Source organism: Flavobacterium humi, assembly GCF_004745595.1.
GTDB classification, from domain to species: Bacteria; Bacteroidota; Bacteroidia; order Flavobacteriales; family Flavobacteriaceae; genus Flavobacterium; species Flavobacterium humi.
The window spans coordinates 428186-443982 of record NZ_SRLH01000003.1; the positions used below are offsets into that span (position 1 = coordinate 428186).

Consider the following 15797-nt stretch of genomic DNA (forward strand, 5'->3'; position numbering starts at 1 on the left):
AAATGCGCAAAATAATCCCATTGTTGTTACTGGTCCTGGTGGTTTCCTGTAAAGCGAGGCAGAAAGTTGCCGCTCCCCAGACCGTTGCCACGACTGTTTCAAACGAAACCGTTTCCAATATCGTTTCGAATCATTATGCGATAAAACGGGATTTTAAAACCGCTTTTTTTAAAGCCGATGTTGATTATACAGACCCGAAACAGTCTTTAGGCCTTTCGGCAGATATCAGGATCAAGAAAGATGAGATTATCCTGGTGAGTGTAAAAATGCTCGGGATTACTATGGCCAAAGCAATAATCACTCCTACGCAGGTCCGATATTATGAAAAAATGAACAGTAAATTCTTCGAAGGAGATTACAAAACATTAAGCGATTGGCTCGGTACCGAACTGGATTTCAAAAAAGTGCAGAATATGCTTATCGGCCAGGCTATGGATGATTTAAGCAAAGGGAAATATTCGGTGGTAACCGAAGAGAATTCGCCAAAACTGGAAGAGCTTTCAAACGGTAATTTTGCCAAGGCTTTTGTCTTTGACCCCAATTCTTTTTCACTCCAACGCCAGGAAATAAGGCAACAATCCCCGGAAAGGAAACTTTTGGTCAACTATTCCGATTATAAATCCTATTCCGAGTGTGTTTTACCAATGCAACTCATTATTTTTGCACTTCAGAACAACGAAACAACATCCATTGCCATATCGTATAAAAATGCAGCGTTCAACGAAGAGATGTCTTTTCCGTACAGCGTTCCGAGTGGTTATGAGCGAATTAATATAAATTAGAAAAATACCGAGAATGTTTAAATACTTCCTATGTTTTTTAATGTTGTCCACTTCCCTTACATGGGGCCAGGAAGAAGACAGGCAGCGAAAATTAGAAGCTGAAAAAGCCCGTTTGCAGGAAGAAATCAGGCAGCAGGAGCAACAGCTCAAAAAAGAAAAGAGTAAGGAAAAATCCGCTACGACTGTTGTGGTACAGCAAATGGCAAAAATCAACCTACAGCAAAAGCTGATCAATACTACGGCAAAACAAGCCAAAGTGTTGGGGAACAGCATGTATATCAATCAAGTAAATGTTAACCGGCTGAAGAAAGACCTGGAAGCACTCAAACTCGATTATGCCGATATGATCGTAAAATCATACAAAAGCCGTTCGGAACAAAGCAAAGCCATGTTTTTATTATCGTCTGAAAATTTCCTGCAAGCCTACAAACGGGCGCAATACATGAAGCAATATTCCAACTTCCGCAGGATGCAGGGCGAAGAAATAAAGAGCAAAACACAGCAATTGGAAGTGTTTCACAATAAACTTCAGGTGCAAAAGCAGGAAAAGGTAAAACTGATTGCCGAAAGCGAAAAGGAAAAACAGGAACTTGAAAAACAAAAGCAAGAGCAGCAAAGGCTTTTGAATTCCATCAAAAAAGACAAGAACAAGATCATTGCCGAGATCAAGAAGAAGCAAAAAGAATCTAAAGCGATAGAAAGGCAGATCGACAGGTTGATCCGTGAAGCGATTGCCGCCGCCAATAAAAAAGTCGGGAACACGACCAATACAACCACGTTTGTCCTGACACCGGAAGCCAAAGAACTGGCCAATGATTTCAAATCCAACAAAGGCCGCCTGCCATGGCCGGTTGAAAAAGGATTGTTGACCAAGAAATTCGGAAGGCAGCCACACCCGTTGGAACCATCGATTATTATTGAAAGCAGCGGTATTGAAATTTCTTCCGAAAGAGGAGCCAAAGCCCGTTCGATATTTACCGGTGAAGTGAGCGACGTCCAGATGGCATCGAATGGAACGGCAACAATCATTATCCGCCATGGGGATTACACCACAACGTATTCCAATATTGAAAAAGTCTTTGTTAAAAAAGGCGATAAGATTTCGACCAAAGAAGTATTGGGAGAAGTCCATTTTAATAGTTTTACCGGGAAGGCGATTTTAAAATTCCTGATCTTCCAGAATACGACAAAACTTAATCCACAATCCTGGATTATCAATATGTAATAAAAAAGGCTCCGCTAAACGGAGCCTTTTTTTATATAAACAAAGCTTTTAATTCGGTTGCTTCTTCAGGTTTCATTTTACCGGCAAGCACCAAGCTCAATTGTTTTCTTCGCAAAGCGGCATCATAACGCTCTTTTTCTTCATTGGTTTGCGGAGTGATGGCAGGCACTTCCACCGGGCGTCCGGTATCGTCAACCGCTACAAAAGTATAAATGGCTTCGTTGGCTTTGGCACGTGTTCCCGATTCCCGGTCTTCCACCCAAACATCAATATAAATTTCCATGGAAGATTTAAAGCTGCGGGATACTTTGGCTTCGACCGTAACAACACTTCCTAAAGGAATCGCCCTGTTGAAAGCCACGTGGTTTACAGATGCCGTAACGGTAATCCTGCGCGAATGACGCCTTGCAGCGATACTTGCGGCACGGTCCATACGGGCCAATAATTCGCCTCCAAATAAATTGTTCAAAGGATTGGTTTCACCTGGCAAAACCATATCGGTTAGGATGGTTAAGGATTCTGAAGGAAATTTTGCTTGCATGAGATTTTTTTGCAAAGATATAAGGAATGCGAATGATATTAAAAAAAATGCCTTTCAAATTTTGAAAGGCAAAGGATTTATAGATCTTCAATAAGCAACCAGGCATCCTGGTTTACCGTTTGCTGTATCTGGGTCATTTTATATTGGGCTTCGGTGTATGTCGCGAAACTTCCGTACAATACAGGATATAGCCCGTGTTTGTTTTTGGCCAAAATCCTGGCTTTGAAACCTTGAGCGTTCAATTTGTCTAAAATTTGTTGGGCATTGCCTTCGTTCCTGAAAGCGCCGGCTACAATATGAAAAGGCAAAGTATTGCTTTCCTTTACGTTCATCACTACCGGATTGACAGGATTGTCTATAAAAAAGGTAGCCTCCTGAATCTTGTTATCAACTTCTTTCTGTACTTCAGATTGTACCAGGATTGTTTCCGATTGTTCCTGTTGTGAAACATAAGTGGCATAGCCAAAACCGGCACCACCTACAGACATAACCAAAACGGCTGCATATTTTAAAACCGAACGGGCACTGATGCGTTTTTCAGGTGTAAACTGGATCGGGATTTTCTCCTCAAGGATTTCTACTTGTTTTTTCAGCTCTTCCCGTTTTACGGCTGGCGATACAAAAGAACTGAAACCGAAAGAACCGGTTAGGTAATTCATTTGGTTCGAAGGCACGAAGACCAGGTTGTTTTCACTGTTGAGCCTGAATTCGCCAATATTTTTCAGCGCAATGGTTTCCTTATCCTGCAAAAGGGTTTTCCAGGAAGCCACTTCTTTCTCGATGGAAGAAACAACATTGTCATAGCTCATCTTTTCGGCTACGGCAATATGATTGGCCAATAAACCATCGTTGTTCTTCAAATAAGAATTGAAGGAAATTTCTTTCTTTGGCGCATAAAAAGTATGGTTACTTTCTTGTATGTTTGCAGAAACCGTTTCGGTTAAAAAAGCACCAAAACCAGGTACAGTTACACATTGGTAACGATATAAAAGCTGAGAGATATACTGGGCTACATTCATAGAAACAAAATTAAAGAATACAAGACACAATCAAAATTTTATCAACAAATGTTATTAACAATTTGATTTTAGCTTGTATAAATATACGCCAAAAATTTATAATTACATGACAGAAAACGAGTTACATTATTTATTAGCCTTACAGAAAGTAGACAGAGTAGGTGATATCATTGCCAAAAAATTATTGAACCATTGCGGTTCGGCAGAAGGAATCTTCAAAGCAAAAACAACACAATTAGCAGCGATTGACGGCATTGGCAAGGTTTTATTGAAGCGTTTGGCAAATCCGGATATTTTTTCCCAGGCCGAAAAAGAACTCCGGTTTATCCGGGACAATAACATTACGGTTTCTTTTTTCAGGGAAGAAAGTTATCCGGAAGGCTTGAAACATTGCACCGACAGCCCCATTTTACTCTTCACCAGTGGAAATATCAACCTAAAGCAAAAACGGATCATCAGCATCGTAGGCACTCGCCAGGTTACGCCTTACGGAATGGATTTCTGCCGGAAACTTATTGCAGATTTGGCACCGCTGGATCCGGTCATTGTCAGTGGGTTTGCCTATGGGGTTGATATTTTGGCGCATCAGTCAGCCATGGAAAATAACCTGCAGACCATTGGTGTGTTAGCGCACGGGCTCAATCAGATTTATCCAAAATCCCATAAAAAATATAAGCCCCAAATGGAAGGCAATGGCGGCTTTATGACTGATTTTTGGAGCACTTCCCATCCCGACCGGGAAAATTTCATCAAAAGGAATAGGATCGTGGCCGGAATTTCGGAAGCAACCATTGTTATCGAAAGTGCTGATAAAGGAGGATCACTCATCACGGCCAATATGGCCAACGATTACAACAGGGACGTTTTTGCCGTGCCGGGCAGGACTTCGGATAAATACAGCCAGGGATGCAACAACCTGATCAAAACACAGCGCGCACATTTGCTAACCAGTGCCGCCGATTTGGTGTACATGCTCAATTGGGATATGGAAAAGAAAGAAAAACAGATCCAGAAACAATTGTTTGTAACCCTGGAACCGGAAGAACAACTAGTTTTTGATTTCCTGCAAAAGAACGGCAAAGAACAAATGGACCTGATGGCGGTGCACTGCGGATTGCCGGTTTTCAAACTGTCTTCCTTACTGCTAAACATGGAATTGAAAGGAATCATCAGGCCTTTGCCGGGGAAAATGTTTGAAATAATATAAAAAACCTTAAATTTGCAGCGGATTCTTCCATTTAGGATCCGTAATCATTTCTCACTTAAACGTTTATAGCATGCAACTGTACAACACTTTAAGCGCAGAAGAAAGAGCCGAACTGATCGATCAGGCCGGAAAACAAAGGCTTACTTTGTCTTTTTATGCGTATGCCAAAATTGAAAACCCACAGGAATTTCGCGACAATTTATTTATCGAATGGAACAAGCTCGATGCGCTTGGCCGCACTTATGTAGCCAAAGAAGGGATCAATGCCCAAATGAGTGTTCCGGCCGAAAATTTTGAAGCCTTCAGGCAAACCCTGGAAGCGTATGATTTCATGAAAGACATCCGGCTCAATGTTGCTGTCGAACATGACGATCATTCGTTCCTGAAACTCACGGTGAAAGTCCGTGATAAAATCGTGGCAGACGGGCTAAACGACGAAACCTTTGATGTGACCAATATCGGTGTGCATTTGAAAGCGAAGGAATTCAATGCTATTTTAGACGATCCCAATACGATTGTAGTCGATTTCAGGAACCATTACGAAAGTGAAATCGGCCATTTTAAAGGTGCGATCACTCCGGATGTGGAAACATTCAGGGAAAGTTTGCCAATCATCAACGACCAGCTTAAAGACCATAAAGAAGATAAAAACCTGGTCATGTATTGTACCGGGGGAATCCGCTGCGAAAAAGCGTCGGCTTACTTCAAGCACCAGGGTTTTAAAAACGTATACCAGCTCGAAGGCGGCATCATCAATTACGCCAAGCAAATCAAGGAAGAAGGATTGGAAAGCAAATTCATCGGGAAAAATTTCGTTTTTGACCACCGTCTGGGCGAAAGGATCACAGACGATATCGTTTCGCAGTGCCATCAGTGCGGAAAGCCTTGCGACAACCATACAAATTGCGAAAATGAAGGTTGCCATTTGCTGTTTATCCAATGTGATGAATGCCAGGCGGCGATGGAAAACTGCTGTTCTTCCGAATGCCAGGAAATCATCCATATGCCTTTGGTGGAACAGGTTAAACTGCGTCGAGGCGTCAAAAACGGCAACATGATTTTCAGAAAAGGAAAATCGGAAAAACTGAAATTCAAGCATTCGGGTGAATTGTCCGGGATTGCTTTGGCGAAAGCCGATTCGAATGAGGGCCTTCCGTCAAGGCACAAAACCACAGCCATCCGTCAGAAGATAAAAATAAAAAAAGTACTCATTGCGCAGGCGGAACATTATTATGCCAAATCGCAGATTGCCCAGTTTTTGGTCCTTAACCAGGAACTAAAAGCCGGGGATAAAGTCCTGATCTCAGGGCCGACTACCGGAAATGAAGAAATCACCATTACTGAAATGTTTGTAAACGGCAGCAGTGCTCCAGTGGCCGGGAAAGGAGAAAAAGTTACCTTAGGGGTGCCTTTCAGGGTCCGGTTGTCGGATAAATTATTCAGGCTCTCGGAATAAAAAAGGAAAAGAAGAATATTTTAAAACCTATTAAGTCGCTGATTTGATAGGTTTTTACATTTAGAATAAAATTAACCTTACAACTTTCCGACTTTGCAACATTGAGAGTAAAAAATACTATCTTTACACTCAAAACGTTATTACTAAAAGTAGTTCCGGTCCTATGCCGGAATGACCAATATATATTCAGAATTATGGCATGTACAAGTTGTTCAACTTCCGATGGCGGTGCGCCAAAGGGGTGTAAAAATAATGGGACTTGCGGCACCGATAGCTGCAACAAATTAACTGTTTTCGATTGGCTTTCAAACATGAGCTTACCAGGCGGCCAGGCTCCTTTTGACTGTGTCGAAGTACGGTTCAAGAACGGGCGGAAGGAATTTTACCGCAATACCGAAAAATTAACACTCAGCATTGGAGATATCGTAGCTACAGAAGCTTCTCCGGGGCATGATGTGGGAATTGTCACGTTGACCGGGGAACTGGTTAAAGTACAAATGAAGAAAAAAGGGATCAACCCGGAAGGGGACATCCTCAAAATATACCGCAAAGCGTCGCAAAAGGATATTGATATCTGGAGCACGGCGCGTGACAAGGAAGACCCGATGAAAGTCCGTGCCCGCGAAATTGCCATCAGGCTGCAGCTGGAAATGAAAATCTCGGACATTGAGTTCCAGGGAGACGGATCAAAAGCAACATTTTACTATACCGCGAATGACAGGGTTGATTTCAGGCAGCTGATCAAGGAATTTGCCAGCGCTTTCAGTACCAGGATCGAGATGAAACAAGTAGGTTTCCGTCAGGAAGCGGCCCGTTTGGGAGGAATAGGTTCCTGCGGAAGGGAATTATGCTGTTCTACCTGGCTGACAGATTTCAGGAGCGTAAACACCTCTGCGGCACGTTACCAGCAACTGTCGTTAAACCCGCAGAAATTGGCCGGGCAATGCGGAAAACTGAAATGCTGCCTAAATTATGAATTAGACACTTACATGGATGCCCTGAAAGGTATTCCGGATATGGAAACCAAGCTTTCTACCGAAAAAGGAGATGCGGTTTGCCAAAAGATCGATATTTTCAAAGGACTGATGTGGTTTGCCTATATCGGTAATTTTGCGCAATGGCATATTCTGAAAGTTGCTGAAGTCAAGGAAATCATAGAGCAGAACAAACAAAAGAAAAAAGTGGCTTCACTGGAAGATTTCGCTATCGAGGTCGAAAAACCGGAGGTGGAAAAAACATTCCAGAACGCGATGGGACAAGACAGCCTTACCCGTTTTGACCAACCGAAAAAGAAAAACAAATCCAGCAGGAACCGTCGTCCGCAAGGACAGGGTGAGCCTAATTCGAACCAGAAGCCGAATCAGAAATCGAACTCAGGCCAGAAACCGAACCCGAATCAGAAATCAAATTCGAGCCCGAACTCTAACCAAAATCAGAAATCGAACCCGAATCAGAAGCCAAAGCCAAATAAAAACAAACCGAATCCAAACGGACCAAAAATCAGAAATGAGAAAAAAGATTCTACTAAATAGCACCGTACTGTTATTTCTTGCTTCGGCTTTAGTGTCGTGCGATAAAACCAGGATTTTTGACGAATACAAGACCTTCAATGACGGATGGCACAAAGATAGTATCGTAACCTTTGCCTTTGAGGAAGAGATAACCAAAAAACCGGCGAATATGTTCATCAATATCCGCAACAACGATGATTATGAGTTCAGCAACCTGTTCCTGATTGTAAAATTGGAACAGCCCAAAGGGAACATTAAAGTAGACACGCTTGAATACCAGATGGCCAATCCTGACGGGACACTTTTAGGAGAAGGATTCTCAGATATTAAAGAAAGCAAGCTGTGGTATAAGGAAAACGTATTGTTCCCGGAAAAAGGGAAATACAAAGTATCCATCCAGCAAGCGGTCCGGCAAACCGGAAAAGTCAAAGGGGTTGAAAAGCTCAAAGGAGTTACGGAAATAGGCTTACGAATAGAATCATTAGAAGAAAAATAAAATGGCGCAAAAACTGAACACTAAAAAACCGGATTATTCACCTTATGTGAAAAAGTTTTGGAAATACTTCTTCATTGCTTTTGGAGGAGTTCTTTTGTTTTTCCTGTTTGCCTCCTGGGGGCTTTTTGGCCCGATGCCATCTTTTTCGGAATTGGAAAACCCGGAATCCAACCTGGCCACTGAAATTATTTCTTCAGACGGCGTTACCATTGGGAAATTCTTCAACGAAAACAGGACACCGGTAAAATACGGAGACCTGCCGCAACATTTGGTAAAAGCCCTGGTTGCCACAGAAGACGAACGTTATTACGAACATTCGGGTATTGACGGAAGAGGAACCATGAGGGCTATATTGAGTTTAGGAAGAAGCGGTGGAGCTAGTACGATTACGCAACAATTGGCAAAAAACTTATTTCATGGCGAAGGTTCTAAATTTTTGCTTTTGCGAATGATTCAGAAATGTAAGGAGCTTATAATTGCCATTCGCTTGGAACGTCAATATACAAAAGGAGAGATCATCGCAATGTACTTGAATAAAGTTGACTTTATTAATACTGCCGTAGGAATTCGATCAGCATCCAAAGTATATTTCAATAAAGAACCTAAAAACCTTTCGATCGAAGAATCAGCTACATTGGTCGGAATGTTAAAAAACCCTTCAGCTTTTAACCCTGTTAGAAAGCCTGAAAAAGTAAGAAATCGTAGAAATACTGTTTTGGGACAAATGGTTAGAAACAAATTTTTATCAGAAACTGAAAAAAATCATTATTCTAGTCTGCCATTAAAATTAACGTTCTTACCTGAAAAATATAACGAAGGAACAGCTACGTATTTCCGCGAATACCTTCGTGATTACATGAAAAAATGGGTATTGGAAAATAAAAAAGAAGACGGTTCCGATTATAACATCTATTCAGACGGATTGAAAATCTATACCACCATCGATTCCAGGATGCAATTGTATGCGGAAGAAGCGGTTAAGGAACACCTGAAAAACCTGCAGCAGGAATTTTTCCTGGAAGCGGCCCAAAACAAACTCGCACCGTTCATTCGTGTGACACAACCTGAAATAGACAAGATCATGGAACGTTCCATGAAAAATACTGAACGTTGGCGCATCATGACCGATGAAGGCAAAGACGAAGACGAGATCAGGAAATCGTTCCACATCAAAACAAAAATGACGGTCTTTACCTGGAACGGCGACAAGGATACCACTATGACACCTTATGATTCCATCCGTTATTACAAACATTTCCTGCAGCCGGGGATGATGTCTATGGAACCGCAAACAGGAAAAGTAAAAGTATGGGTCGGAGGTATTGATTACAGGTATTTCCAATACGACCACGTAGGTTTGGGTGCCCGTCAGGTAGGATCCACGTTCAAGCCGTTTGTGTATGCGACAGCTATTGAGCAATTGGGGATGTCTCCTTGCGATACGATCATTGACGGTCCTTTTATGATCCACAAAGGAAGGCATAATGTTACCGAAGACTGGGAACCCCGGAATTCGGACGGAAAATACAGAGGAATGGTAACGCTCAAGAAAGCGCTGGCCAACTCCATCAATACGGTTTCGGCCAAATTAATAGACAAAACCGGTCCGGACGCCGTTATTTCCCTGGTACGGAAATTGGGCGTGGATACCGAAATCCCGTCACAGCCTTCCATTGCTTTGGGAGCCGTTGATATTACGGTAAAAGACATGGTCGCGGCGTATAGCACTTTTGCCAACCAGGGGATTTACCTAAAACCACAAGTTATCACCAGGATTGAAGATAAAAACGGGAACGTGATCTACGAACCTAAAATGGAATCCCGCGACGTATTAAGCAAGGATATTGCCTACGCAGTGATCAAATTGCTGGAAGGCGTAACCGAATCAGGTTCCGGATCAAGGTTAAGAACCCAGGGCGGAGGAGCCGGGGACAAACGCTGGACAGGTTATCCGTACATGTTCGACAACCCAATTGCCGGTAAGACCGGGACCACACAAAATCAATCGGATGGTTGGTTTGTCGGTATGGTACCGAACCTTGTTACAGGGGTTTGGGTAGGAAACGAAGACCGTTCGGCCCACTTCAGGACCATCACCAACGGGCAGGGAGCCACCATGGCATTGCCAATTTGGGGATTGTTCATGAAAAAATGCTATGCAGATCAGGAACTCCACGTTTCCAAGGAAAAATTCGACAGGCCGGAAAACCTCTCCATCAAGGTAGACTGCGCCACCGAAAGAAGGGTCATCCGGGATACCATGGCCAAGGATTCCACAGCAATCAAACCCGAAGAGGAACAAAACACAGATGAATTTGGAATATAATAATTTTTAGAAGCTATTCCCGTCATCCGCTTTATCTTTTCCCCGTTAAAGAAACGGGAAAAAGGATACCGCTGCTACCGGGGCTAACGAAACACATACAACATGATCAATAAAAAAGTAACTAATGTCCAGGAAGCATTGCAGGACATTAAAGACGGGCAAACCATTATGCTGGGTGGTTTCGGCCTTTGCGGAATCCCTGAAAACAGCATTGCCGAACTGGTAAAAAAAGACGTCAAAAACCTAACCTGCATTTCCAATAATGCCGGCGTGGATGATTTCGGATTGGGATTGCTGTTGCAAAAACGCCAGATTACAAAAATGATTTCTTCCTATGTTGGGGAAAATGCCGAGTTCGAACGTCAGATGCTTTCCGGGGAACTGGAAGTAGAATTGACTCCGCAAGGAACTTTGGCCGAAAAATGCCGCGCCGCACAAGCCGGTATCCCTGCGTTCTTCACACCGGCCGGTTACGGCACGGAAGTGGCTGAAGGTAAGGAATCCCGTGAATTCAACGGAAAAATGCACATTATGGAATTGGCTTACAAAGCTGATTTTGCCATTGTCAAAGCCTGGAAAGGGGACGAAGCCGGAAATCTTATTTTCAAAGGAACGGCCCGTAATTTCAACGCTTGCATGGCCGGTGCCGGGAAAATTACTATTGCTGAGGTTGAGGAACTGCTTCCGGTTGGATCCCTTGATCCTAATGCCATCCACATTCCGGGGATTTTGGTCAACCGCATTTTCCAGGGAGAAAAATTTGAAAAAAGAATCGAGCAACGTACAGTAAGACAAAGAAGTTAATCATGGCACTAGGTAAAGAAGATATAGCAAGAAGGATAGCAAAAGAGGTCAAAGACCGCTATTATGTAAACCTTGGGATCGGAATCCCGACATTGGTGGCCAATTATGTCCGTCATGATATTTCGGTGGAGTTCCAAAGTGAAAACGGTGTGTTGGGCATGGGGCCTTTCCCTTTTGAAGGAGAGGAAGATGCCGATATTATCAACGCAGGGAAACAAACCATTACAACCTTGCCCGGAGCCAGTTTTTTCGATTCAGCTTTCAGTTTCGGGATGATCCGCAGCCAGCATGTCGACCTGACAATCTTGGGTGCTATGGAAGTCTCGGAAAACGGGGATATCGCCAACTGGAAAATTCCCGGTAAAATGGTAAAAGGAATGGGAGGCGCCATGGACCTTGTGGCTTCGGCAGAAAACATCATCGTAGCCATGATGCACGTAAACAAGGCCGGAGAATCGAAAATACTAAAAAAATGCACACTGCCGTTAACCGGTGTCGGCTGTGTTAAAAAAGTTGTAACCGAACTGGCCGTACTGGAAATTACCCCAAAAGGGTTCAAACTTCTGGAAAGGGCACCAGGGGTTTCCGTGGAAGAAATCATCAAAGCCACAGAAGCCGACCTGATCATCGAAGGAGATATTCCTGAAATGGACATCCGCTAAAAAATAAAATAGTATAGCTAAAAAAGCATCTTGCATAAGATGCTTTTTTTTGTTCCAATCAGTGTTTAATGGGGTTTTTAACGGTTGGGATTTTATGGTTAACTTAAGGATTTCGTTTTTGTAAGATATTAGTTTACAATTAATTAGATTTGTTTTTAACAATTAAGCAACAATTAATTAACTAATCAAAAACCAATTACTATGAAAACAAAATTAAGCAGCTTTGCCTCGGCATTTACGCTGTCCTTATTTGCGTTGTCTGCTTTCGCCCAGGAAACAGATAAGAATGTAAGCCAAAAAAGCAGAGGCGAAAATGGCACGCCAAGCTTGATTACATTCAAAGCGGAATCCACTTACAAGAGTTCCGATTTCCAAAAAGTATTTCAGGACCAGCTAGGATTGAAACAAAACCAAAACTTCTCCAGGATCAAGACAGAATCCGATCCTCAGGGCTTCACCCACGAAAAATTCCAATTATACCACAACGGGATTAAGGTAGAATTCGCTACCTATACCATGCACTCTAAAAATGGGAAACTGTCTTCCATGAGTGGTGAGTTCTACAATTTGAACAATGTAAACACATCGCCTGCCATTTCCAGCCAGGAAGCATTTAACAGGGCACTGGCCCAGATTGGCGCCAAACACTATCTATGGGAAAACCCGGCCGATGCTGCTGCCATGGATTATACCAAACCGCAGGGCGAATTGGTATTACTGCCTTCCATGCAGGACCAAGGCGAAAAAAGAACTGTTGACAATGTACGTTTGGCGTACAAATTCGATATCTATGCGACCCAGCCTTTAAGCCGCGGTGACCTATATATCGATGCCAATACAGGAGAAGCGTTATTTTACAATGCTACCATCAAACATTTAGGCGAGCACAGCCATGGCACGGCAGGCGCTTCCGCAGAAAAAAATTCAGGCGCTGGCCATCAGGATATGGCCGCAACATTGGTCTCTGCTAATGCGGCTACCCGTTACAGCGGAACGCAGACTATTGAAACCACGTTAAGCGGTTCCTCCTATATCTTATCGGATACAAGCCGGGGGAATGGTGTACAAACGTACAATTCTGCCAGGACAGCATCGTACCCGACCACTAATTTTACCGACGCGGACAACAACTGGACTGCAGCGGAATTCAACAACACCAACAAAGACAATGGTGCATTAGATGCACACTGGGGCGCCGAAATGACTTATGATTACTGGTCTTCAGTTCATGGCCGGAACAGTTATGACAATGCAGGGGCCAAAATAAAAAGTTATGTGCATTATAACCTTGTGGCAGCCGGTTATCCGGATAACAACAATGCTTTCTGGAATGGAAGTGTCATGACCTACGGCGACGGTAGCGGTACTGTTTTCGATGTGCTGACGGCCATGGATGTGGCGGGACACGAAATAGGCCATGCGGTTTGTACCTATACGGCAAACTTAGCTTACCAAAAAGAATCCGGAGCCTTAAATGAAGCTTTCTCCGACATTTGGGGCGCTTGTATCGAATACAGGGCAGCTCCGACTAAATCAACTTGGGTGATCGGGGAAGATATCGAAAGAAGATCAGGACATGCAGGCCTTCGTTCGATGAGCAACCCTAATGCCGAAGGACAGCCTGATACTTATGGCGGGACCTATTGGAAAAACGTAAATTGTACACCATCAAACAGTAATGATTATTGTGGTGTCCATTATAATTCCGGGGTATTGAACCATTGGTTTTACATTTTGTCCGTTGGAAAATCCGGGACGAATGATATCGGAAGTGTTTTTAACGTAACAGGTATCACCATCGATAAAGCAGCTAAAATTGCCTATCGCCTGGAAAGTGTGTATTTGTCTTCCAATTCTACATATGCTAACGCCAGGACATATGGCATCCAGGCAGCCACTGACTTATATGGAGCGGGTTCTGCAGAAGTTATCGCGACCACTAATGCCTTTTACGCAGTAGGTGTAGGAGCAGCGTATTCCGGTTCGACTGATACTGTGGCTCCATCCGTTCCGGGAAGTTTAACCGCTTCAGGGACCACTTCTTCTTCTACTAACTTATCCTGGACAGCTTCTACCGATAATGTGGCGGTTACCGGATACAATGTGTACAGTGGAACAACTTTATTAGGGACTGCTACCGGGACCACTTATACCGCTTCAGGATTGACAGCTTCTACAGCCTATACTTTTACGGTCAAAGCCAAAGATGCGGCAGGCAACCTTTCGGCAAGCAGTAATGCGGTAAATGTGACAACACTGGCCGCAACCGCTTCGTATTGTGCTTCGCAAGGAGGCAGTGTAGCCGATGAATTAATAGGAAGAGTACAAATCGGTACGATCAATAATCCTTCAACCGGAGGAACAGGATATACTGATTTTACTGCTATTTCCACCAACCTTACTTTAGGAGCTTCCACAACAGTGACAATAACCCCGACATGGACAGGTTCTGCGTATGCGGAAGGCTATGCAGTATGGATCGACTACAATAACGACAAGGATTTTGCGGATGCAGGGGAATTGGTATGGAGCAAAGCAGCTTCTACAACCACTCCGGCCACAGGAAGTTTTACAGTAGCGGCCACGGCGGCTGCAGGCGCTACAAGAATGAGGGTTTCTATGAAATACAACGGAATCCCAACCGTTTGCGAAGCATTCCAGTACGGGCAAGTTGAAGATTATACTGTCAATTTAGTAGCCGGTACACCTGATACGACAGCTCCTTCAGCTCCTTCCAATTTAACAGCTTCGGGAACAACTTCCACTTCTACAAATTTATCCTGGACTGCCGCTACGGATGATGTGGCCGTAACAGGTTACGATGTTTACCAGGGAGCAGCATTGAAAGCTTCGGTAACCGGGACAACTTATACCGTAACTGGCTTAACGGCGGCTACAGCATACACTTTTTCTGTGAGGGCGAAAGACGGCAACGGCAATGTTTCTGTGGCAAGTAATACGGTAAATGTGACCACTTCGTCTACTAGTGTTACGTATTGTGCTACTAAAGGGAATAGTGTAGCTGACGAATATATTGATTATGTGGCTTTAGGCGGAATTGCCAATACCACGGGGCCAAATGCCGGTTATGGGAATTTTACCAATTTGGTTGGGAATGTACCTTACGGGTCGAACACTATTACATTTAGTACCGGATTTTCAGGATCAGCTTATACTGAATTCTGGAGCATCTGGATTGACTACAATAAAAACGGCACTTTTGAAACAACGGAGCAGGTAGTAGCCGGATCGTCTTCCAGCAGCGGTAATTTAACAGGAACATTTACAGTACCGACAACCGCTTTGGCCGGAACGACCAGAATGAGGGTTTCCATGAAATACAATGCAGCGCCAACCGCCTGCGAAACATTCTCTTACGGGGAAGTAGAGGATTATACGGTAAATATCGGTGGTGCGGCAGTAGCCGGAATTGCAGCTGCCAATACCATCGAAAACGAAACGAATGTATTCGATCTTGGCCTCTATCCAAACCCTGCTGAAAATACGCTAAACATTACGGTGGCCGACGGAAGGCAAACCTCATTCCAGATCTTCAATATTGTAGGACAGAAAGTAAAATCAGGGGTTTCAACACCAAATGAAATCAATGTTGCTGAATTGAAATCAGGTATGTACATTTTTGAACTGAATGACGGTCAAAAATTGATTACAAGGAAATTTATCAAAAAATAATCAAAACAACGTTTACCAAACCAAAAGCGGCTTATTTTTTTAAGCCGCTTTTTTTTTATATAAATCATAATAAAA

General features: G+C 43.4%; 12 protein-coding genes. 10 read left to right on the plus strand and 2 right to left on the minus strand.

Features of this window, described 5'->3' with window-relative positions; translation table 11 throughout:
- Positions 1-2 precede the first annotated feature (2 nt).
- Positions 3-782, plus strand: coding sequence for a DUF4292 domain-containing protein (locus E4635_RS07180; RefSeq protein ID WP_135525948.1), 780 nt, complete (start codon positions 3-5; stop codon positions 780-782).
- Between the two features lie 13 nt (positions 783-795).
- Entirely contained in the window at positions 796-2007 is a 1212-nt protein-coding gene (locus E4635_RS07185; protein ID WP_135525949.1) for a murein hydrolase activator EnvC family protein, read from the plus strand.
- Between the two features lie 31 nt (positions 2008-2038).
- On the opposite strand, the gene E4635_RS07190 is transcribed toward E4635_RS07185, so the two are convergent.
- Positions 2039-2548: an acyl-CoA thioesterase gene (locus E4635_RS07190; RefSeq protein WP_135525950.1), complete on the minus strand. Its 510-nt coding sequence runs from the start codon at positions 2546-2548 to the stop codon at positions 2039-2041.
- 77 nt (positions 2549-2625) lie between these two features.
- On the minus strand, positions 2626-3567 hold the full coding sequence (locus E4635_RS07195) for an HU domain-containing protein (protein ID WP_135525951.1): 942 nt from the start codon (positions 3565-3567) through the stop codon (positions 2626-2628).
- A 106-nt stretch (positions 3568-3673) separates the two neighbouring features.
- Here E4635_RS07195 and dprA point away from each other — a divergent pair, with 106 nt between their 5' ends.
- From dprA to E4635_RS07235, 8 genes are all read left to right on the plus strand, one after another.
- A complete protein-coding gene (dprA, locus tag E4635_RS07200) occupies positions 3674-4774 on the plus strand; it encodes a DNA-processing protein DprA (RefSeq protein WP_135525952.1) in 1101 nt (366 codons plus the stop codon).
- 70 nt (positions 4775-4844) lie between these two features.
- Complete coding sequence (gene trhO / locus E4635_RS07205) at positions 4845-6230, plus strand: oxygen-dependent tRNA uridine(34) hydroxylase TrhO (protein WP_135525953.1); 1386 nt, start codon at positions 4845-4847, stop codon at positions 6228-6230.
- Positions 6231-6424: 194 nt separating this feature from the next.
- Complete coding sequence (locus tag E4635_RS07210; RefSeq protein ID WP_135525954.1) at positions 6425-7762, plus strand: PSP1 domain-containing protein; 1338 nt, start codon at positions 6425-6427, stop codon at positions 7760-7762.
- A complete protein-coding gene (locus tag E4635_RS07215) occupies positions 7737-8237 on the plus strand; it encodes a gliding motility lipoprotein GldH (RefSeq protein ID WP_135525955.1) in 501 nt (166 codons plus the stop codon). The genes E4635_RS07210 and E4635_RS07215 overlap by 26 nt, the downstream gene beginning before the upstream one ends.
- A gap of 1 nt (position 8238) precedes the next feature.
- Entirely contained in the window at positions 8239-10563 is a 2325-nt protein-coding gene (locus tag E4635_RS07220) for a penicillin-binding protein 1A (RefSeq protein WP_135525956.1), read from the plus strand.
- Positions 10564-10665: 102 nt separating this feature from the next.
- Positions 10666-11367: a CoA transferase subunit A gene (locus tag E4635_RS07225; RefSeq protein WP_135525957.1), complete on the plus strand. Its 702-nt coding sequence runs from the start codon at positions 10666-10668 to the stop codon at positions 11365-11367.
- Between the two features lie 2 nt (positions 11368-11369).
- Positions 11370-12029 (plus strand): CoA transferase subunit B, encoded by a 660-nt coding sequence (locus E4635_RS07230; protein ID WP_135525958.1) that lies wholly within the window; start codon positions 11370-11372, stop codon positions 12027-12029.
- Positions 12030-12230: 201 nt separating this feature from the next.
- Complete coding sequence (locus tag E4635_RS07235; RefSeq protein WP_135525959.1) at positions 12231-15722, plus strand: M4 family metallopeptidase; 3492 nt, start codon at positions 12231-12233, stop codon at positions 15720-15722.
- The last annotated feature ends 75 nt before the right edge of the window (positions 15723-15797 follow it).

Coding starts and splice junctions, on each gene's coding strand:
- E4635_RS07230 (WP_135525958.1), top strand. CDS start 11,370: ATGGCACTAGGTAAAGAAGATATAGCAAGAAGGATAGCAAAAGAGGTC.
- E4635_RS07185 (WP_135525949.1), top strand. CDS start 796: ATGTTTAAATACTTCCTATGTTTTTTAATGTTGTCCACTTCCCTTACA.
- E4635_RS07190 (WP_135525950.1), bottom strand. CDS start 2,548: ATGCAAGCAAAATTTCCTTCAGAATCCTTAACCATCCTAACCGATATG.
- E4635_RS07235 (WP_135525959.1), top strand. CDS start 12,231: ATGAAAACAAAATTAAGCAGCTTTGCCTCGGCATTTACGCTGTCCTTA.
- E4635_RS07180 (WP_135525948.1), top strand. CDS start 3: ATGCGCAAAATAATCCCATTGTTGTTACTGGTCCTGGTGGTTTCCTGT.
- E4635_RS07210 (WP_135525954.1), top strand. CDS start 6,425: ATGGCATGTACAAGTTGTTCAACTTCCGATGGCGGTGCGCCAAAGGGG.
- trhO (WP_135525953.1), top strand. CDS start 4,845: ATGCAACTGTACAACACTTTAAGCGCAGAAGAAAGAGCCGAACTGATC.
- E4635_RS07215 (WP_135525955.1), top strand. CDS start 7,737: ATGAGAAAAAAGATTCTACTAAATAGCACCGTACTGTTATTTCTTGCT.
- E4635_RS07220 (WP_135525956.1), top strand. CDS start 8,239: ATGGCGCAAAAACTGAACACTAAAAAACCGGATTATTCACCTTATGTG.
- dprA (WP_135525952.1), top strand. CDS start 3,674: ATGACAGAAAACGAGTTACATTATTTATTAGCCTTACAGAAAGTAGAC.
- E4635_RS07195 (WP_135525951.1), bottom strand. CDS start 3,567: ATGAATGTAGCCCAGTATATCTCTCAGCTTTTATATCGTTACCAATGT.
- E4635_RS07225 (WP_135525957.1), top strand. CDS start 10,666: ATGATCAATAAAAAAGTAACTAATGTCCAGGAAGCATTGCAGGACATT.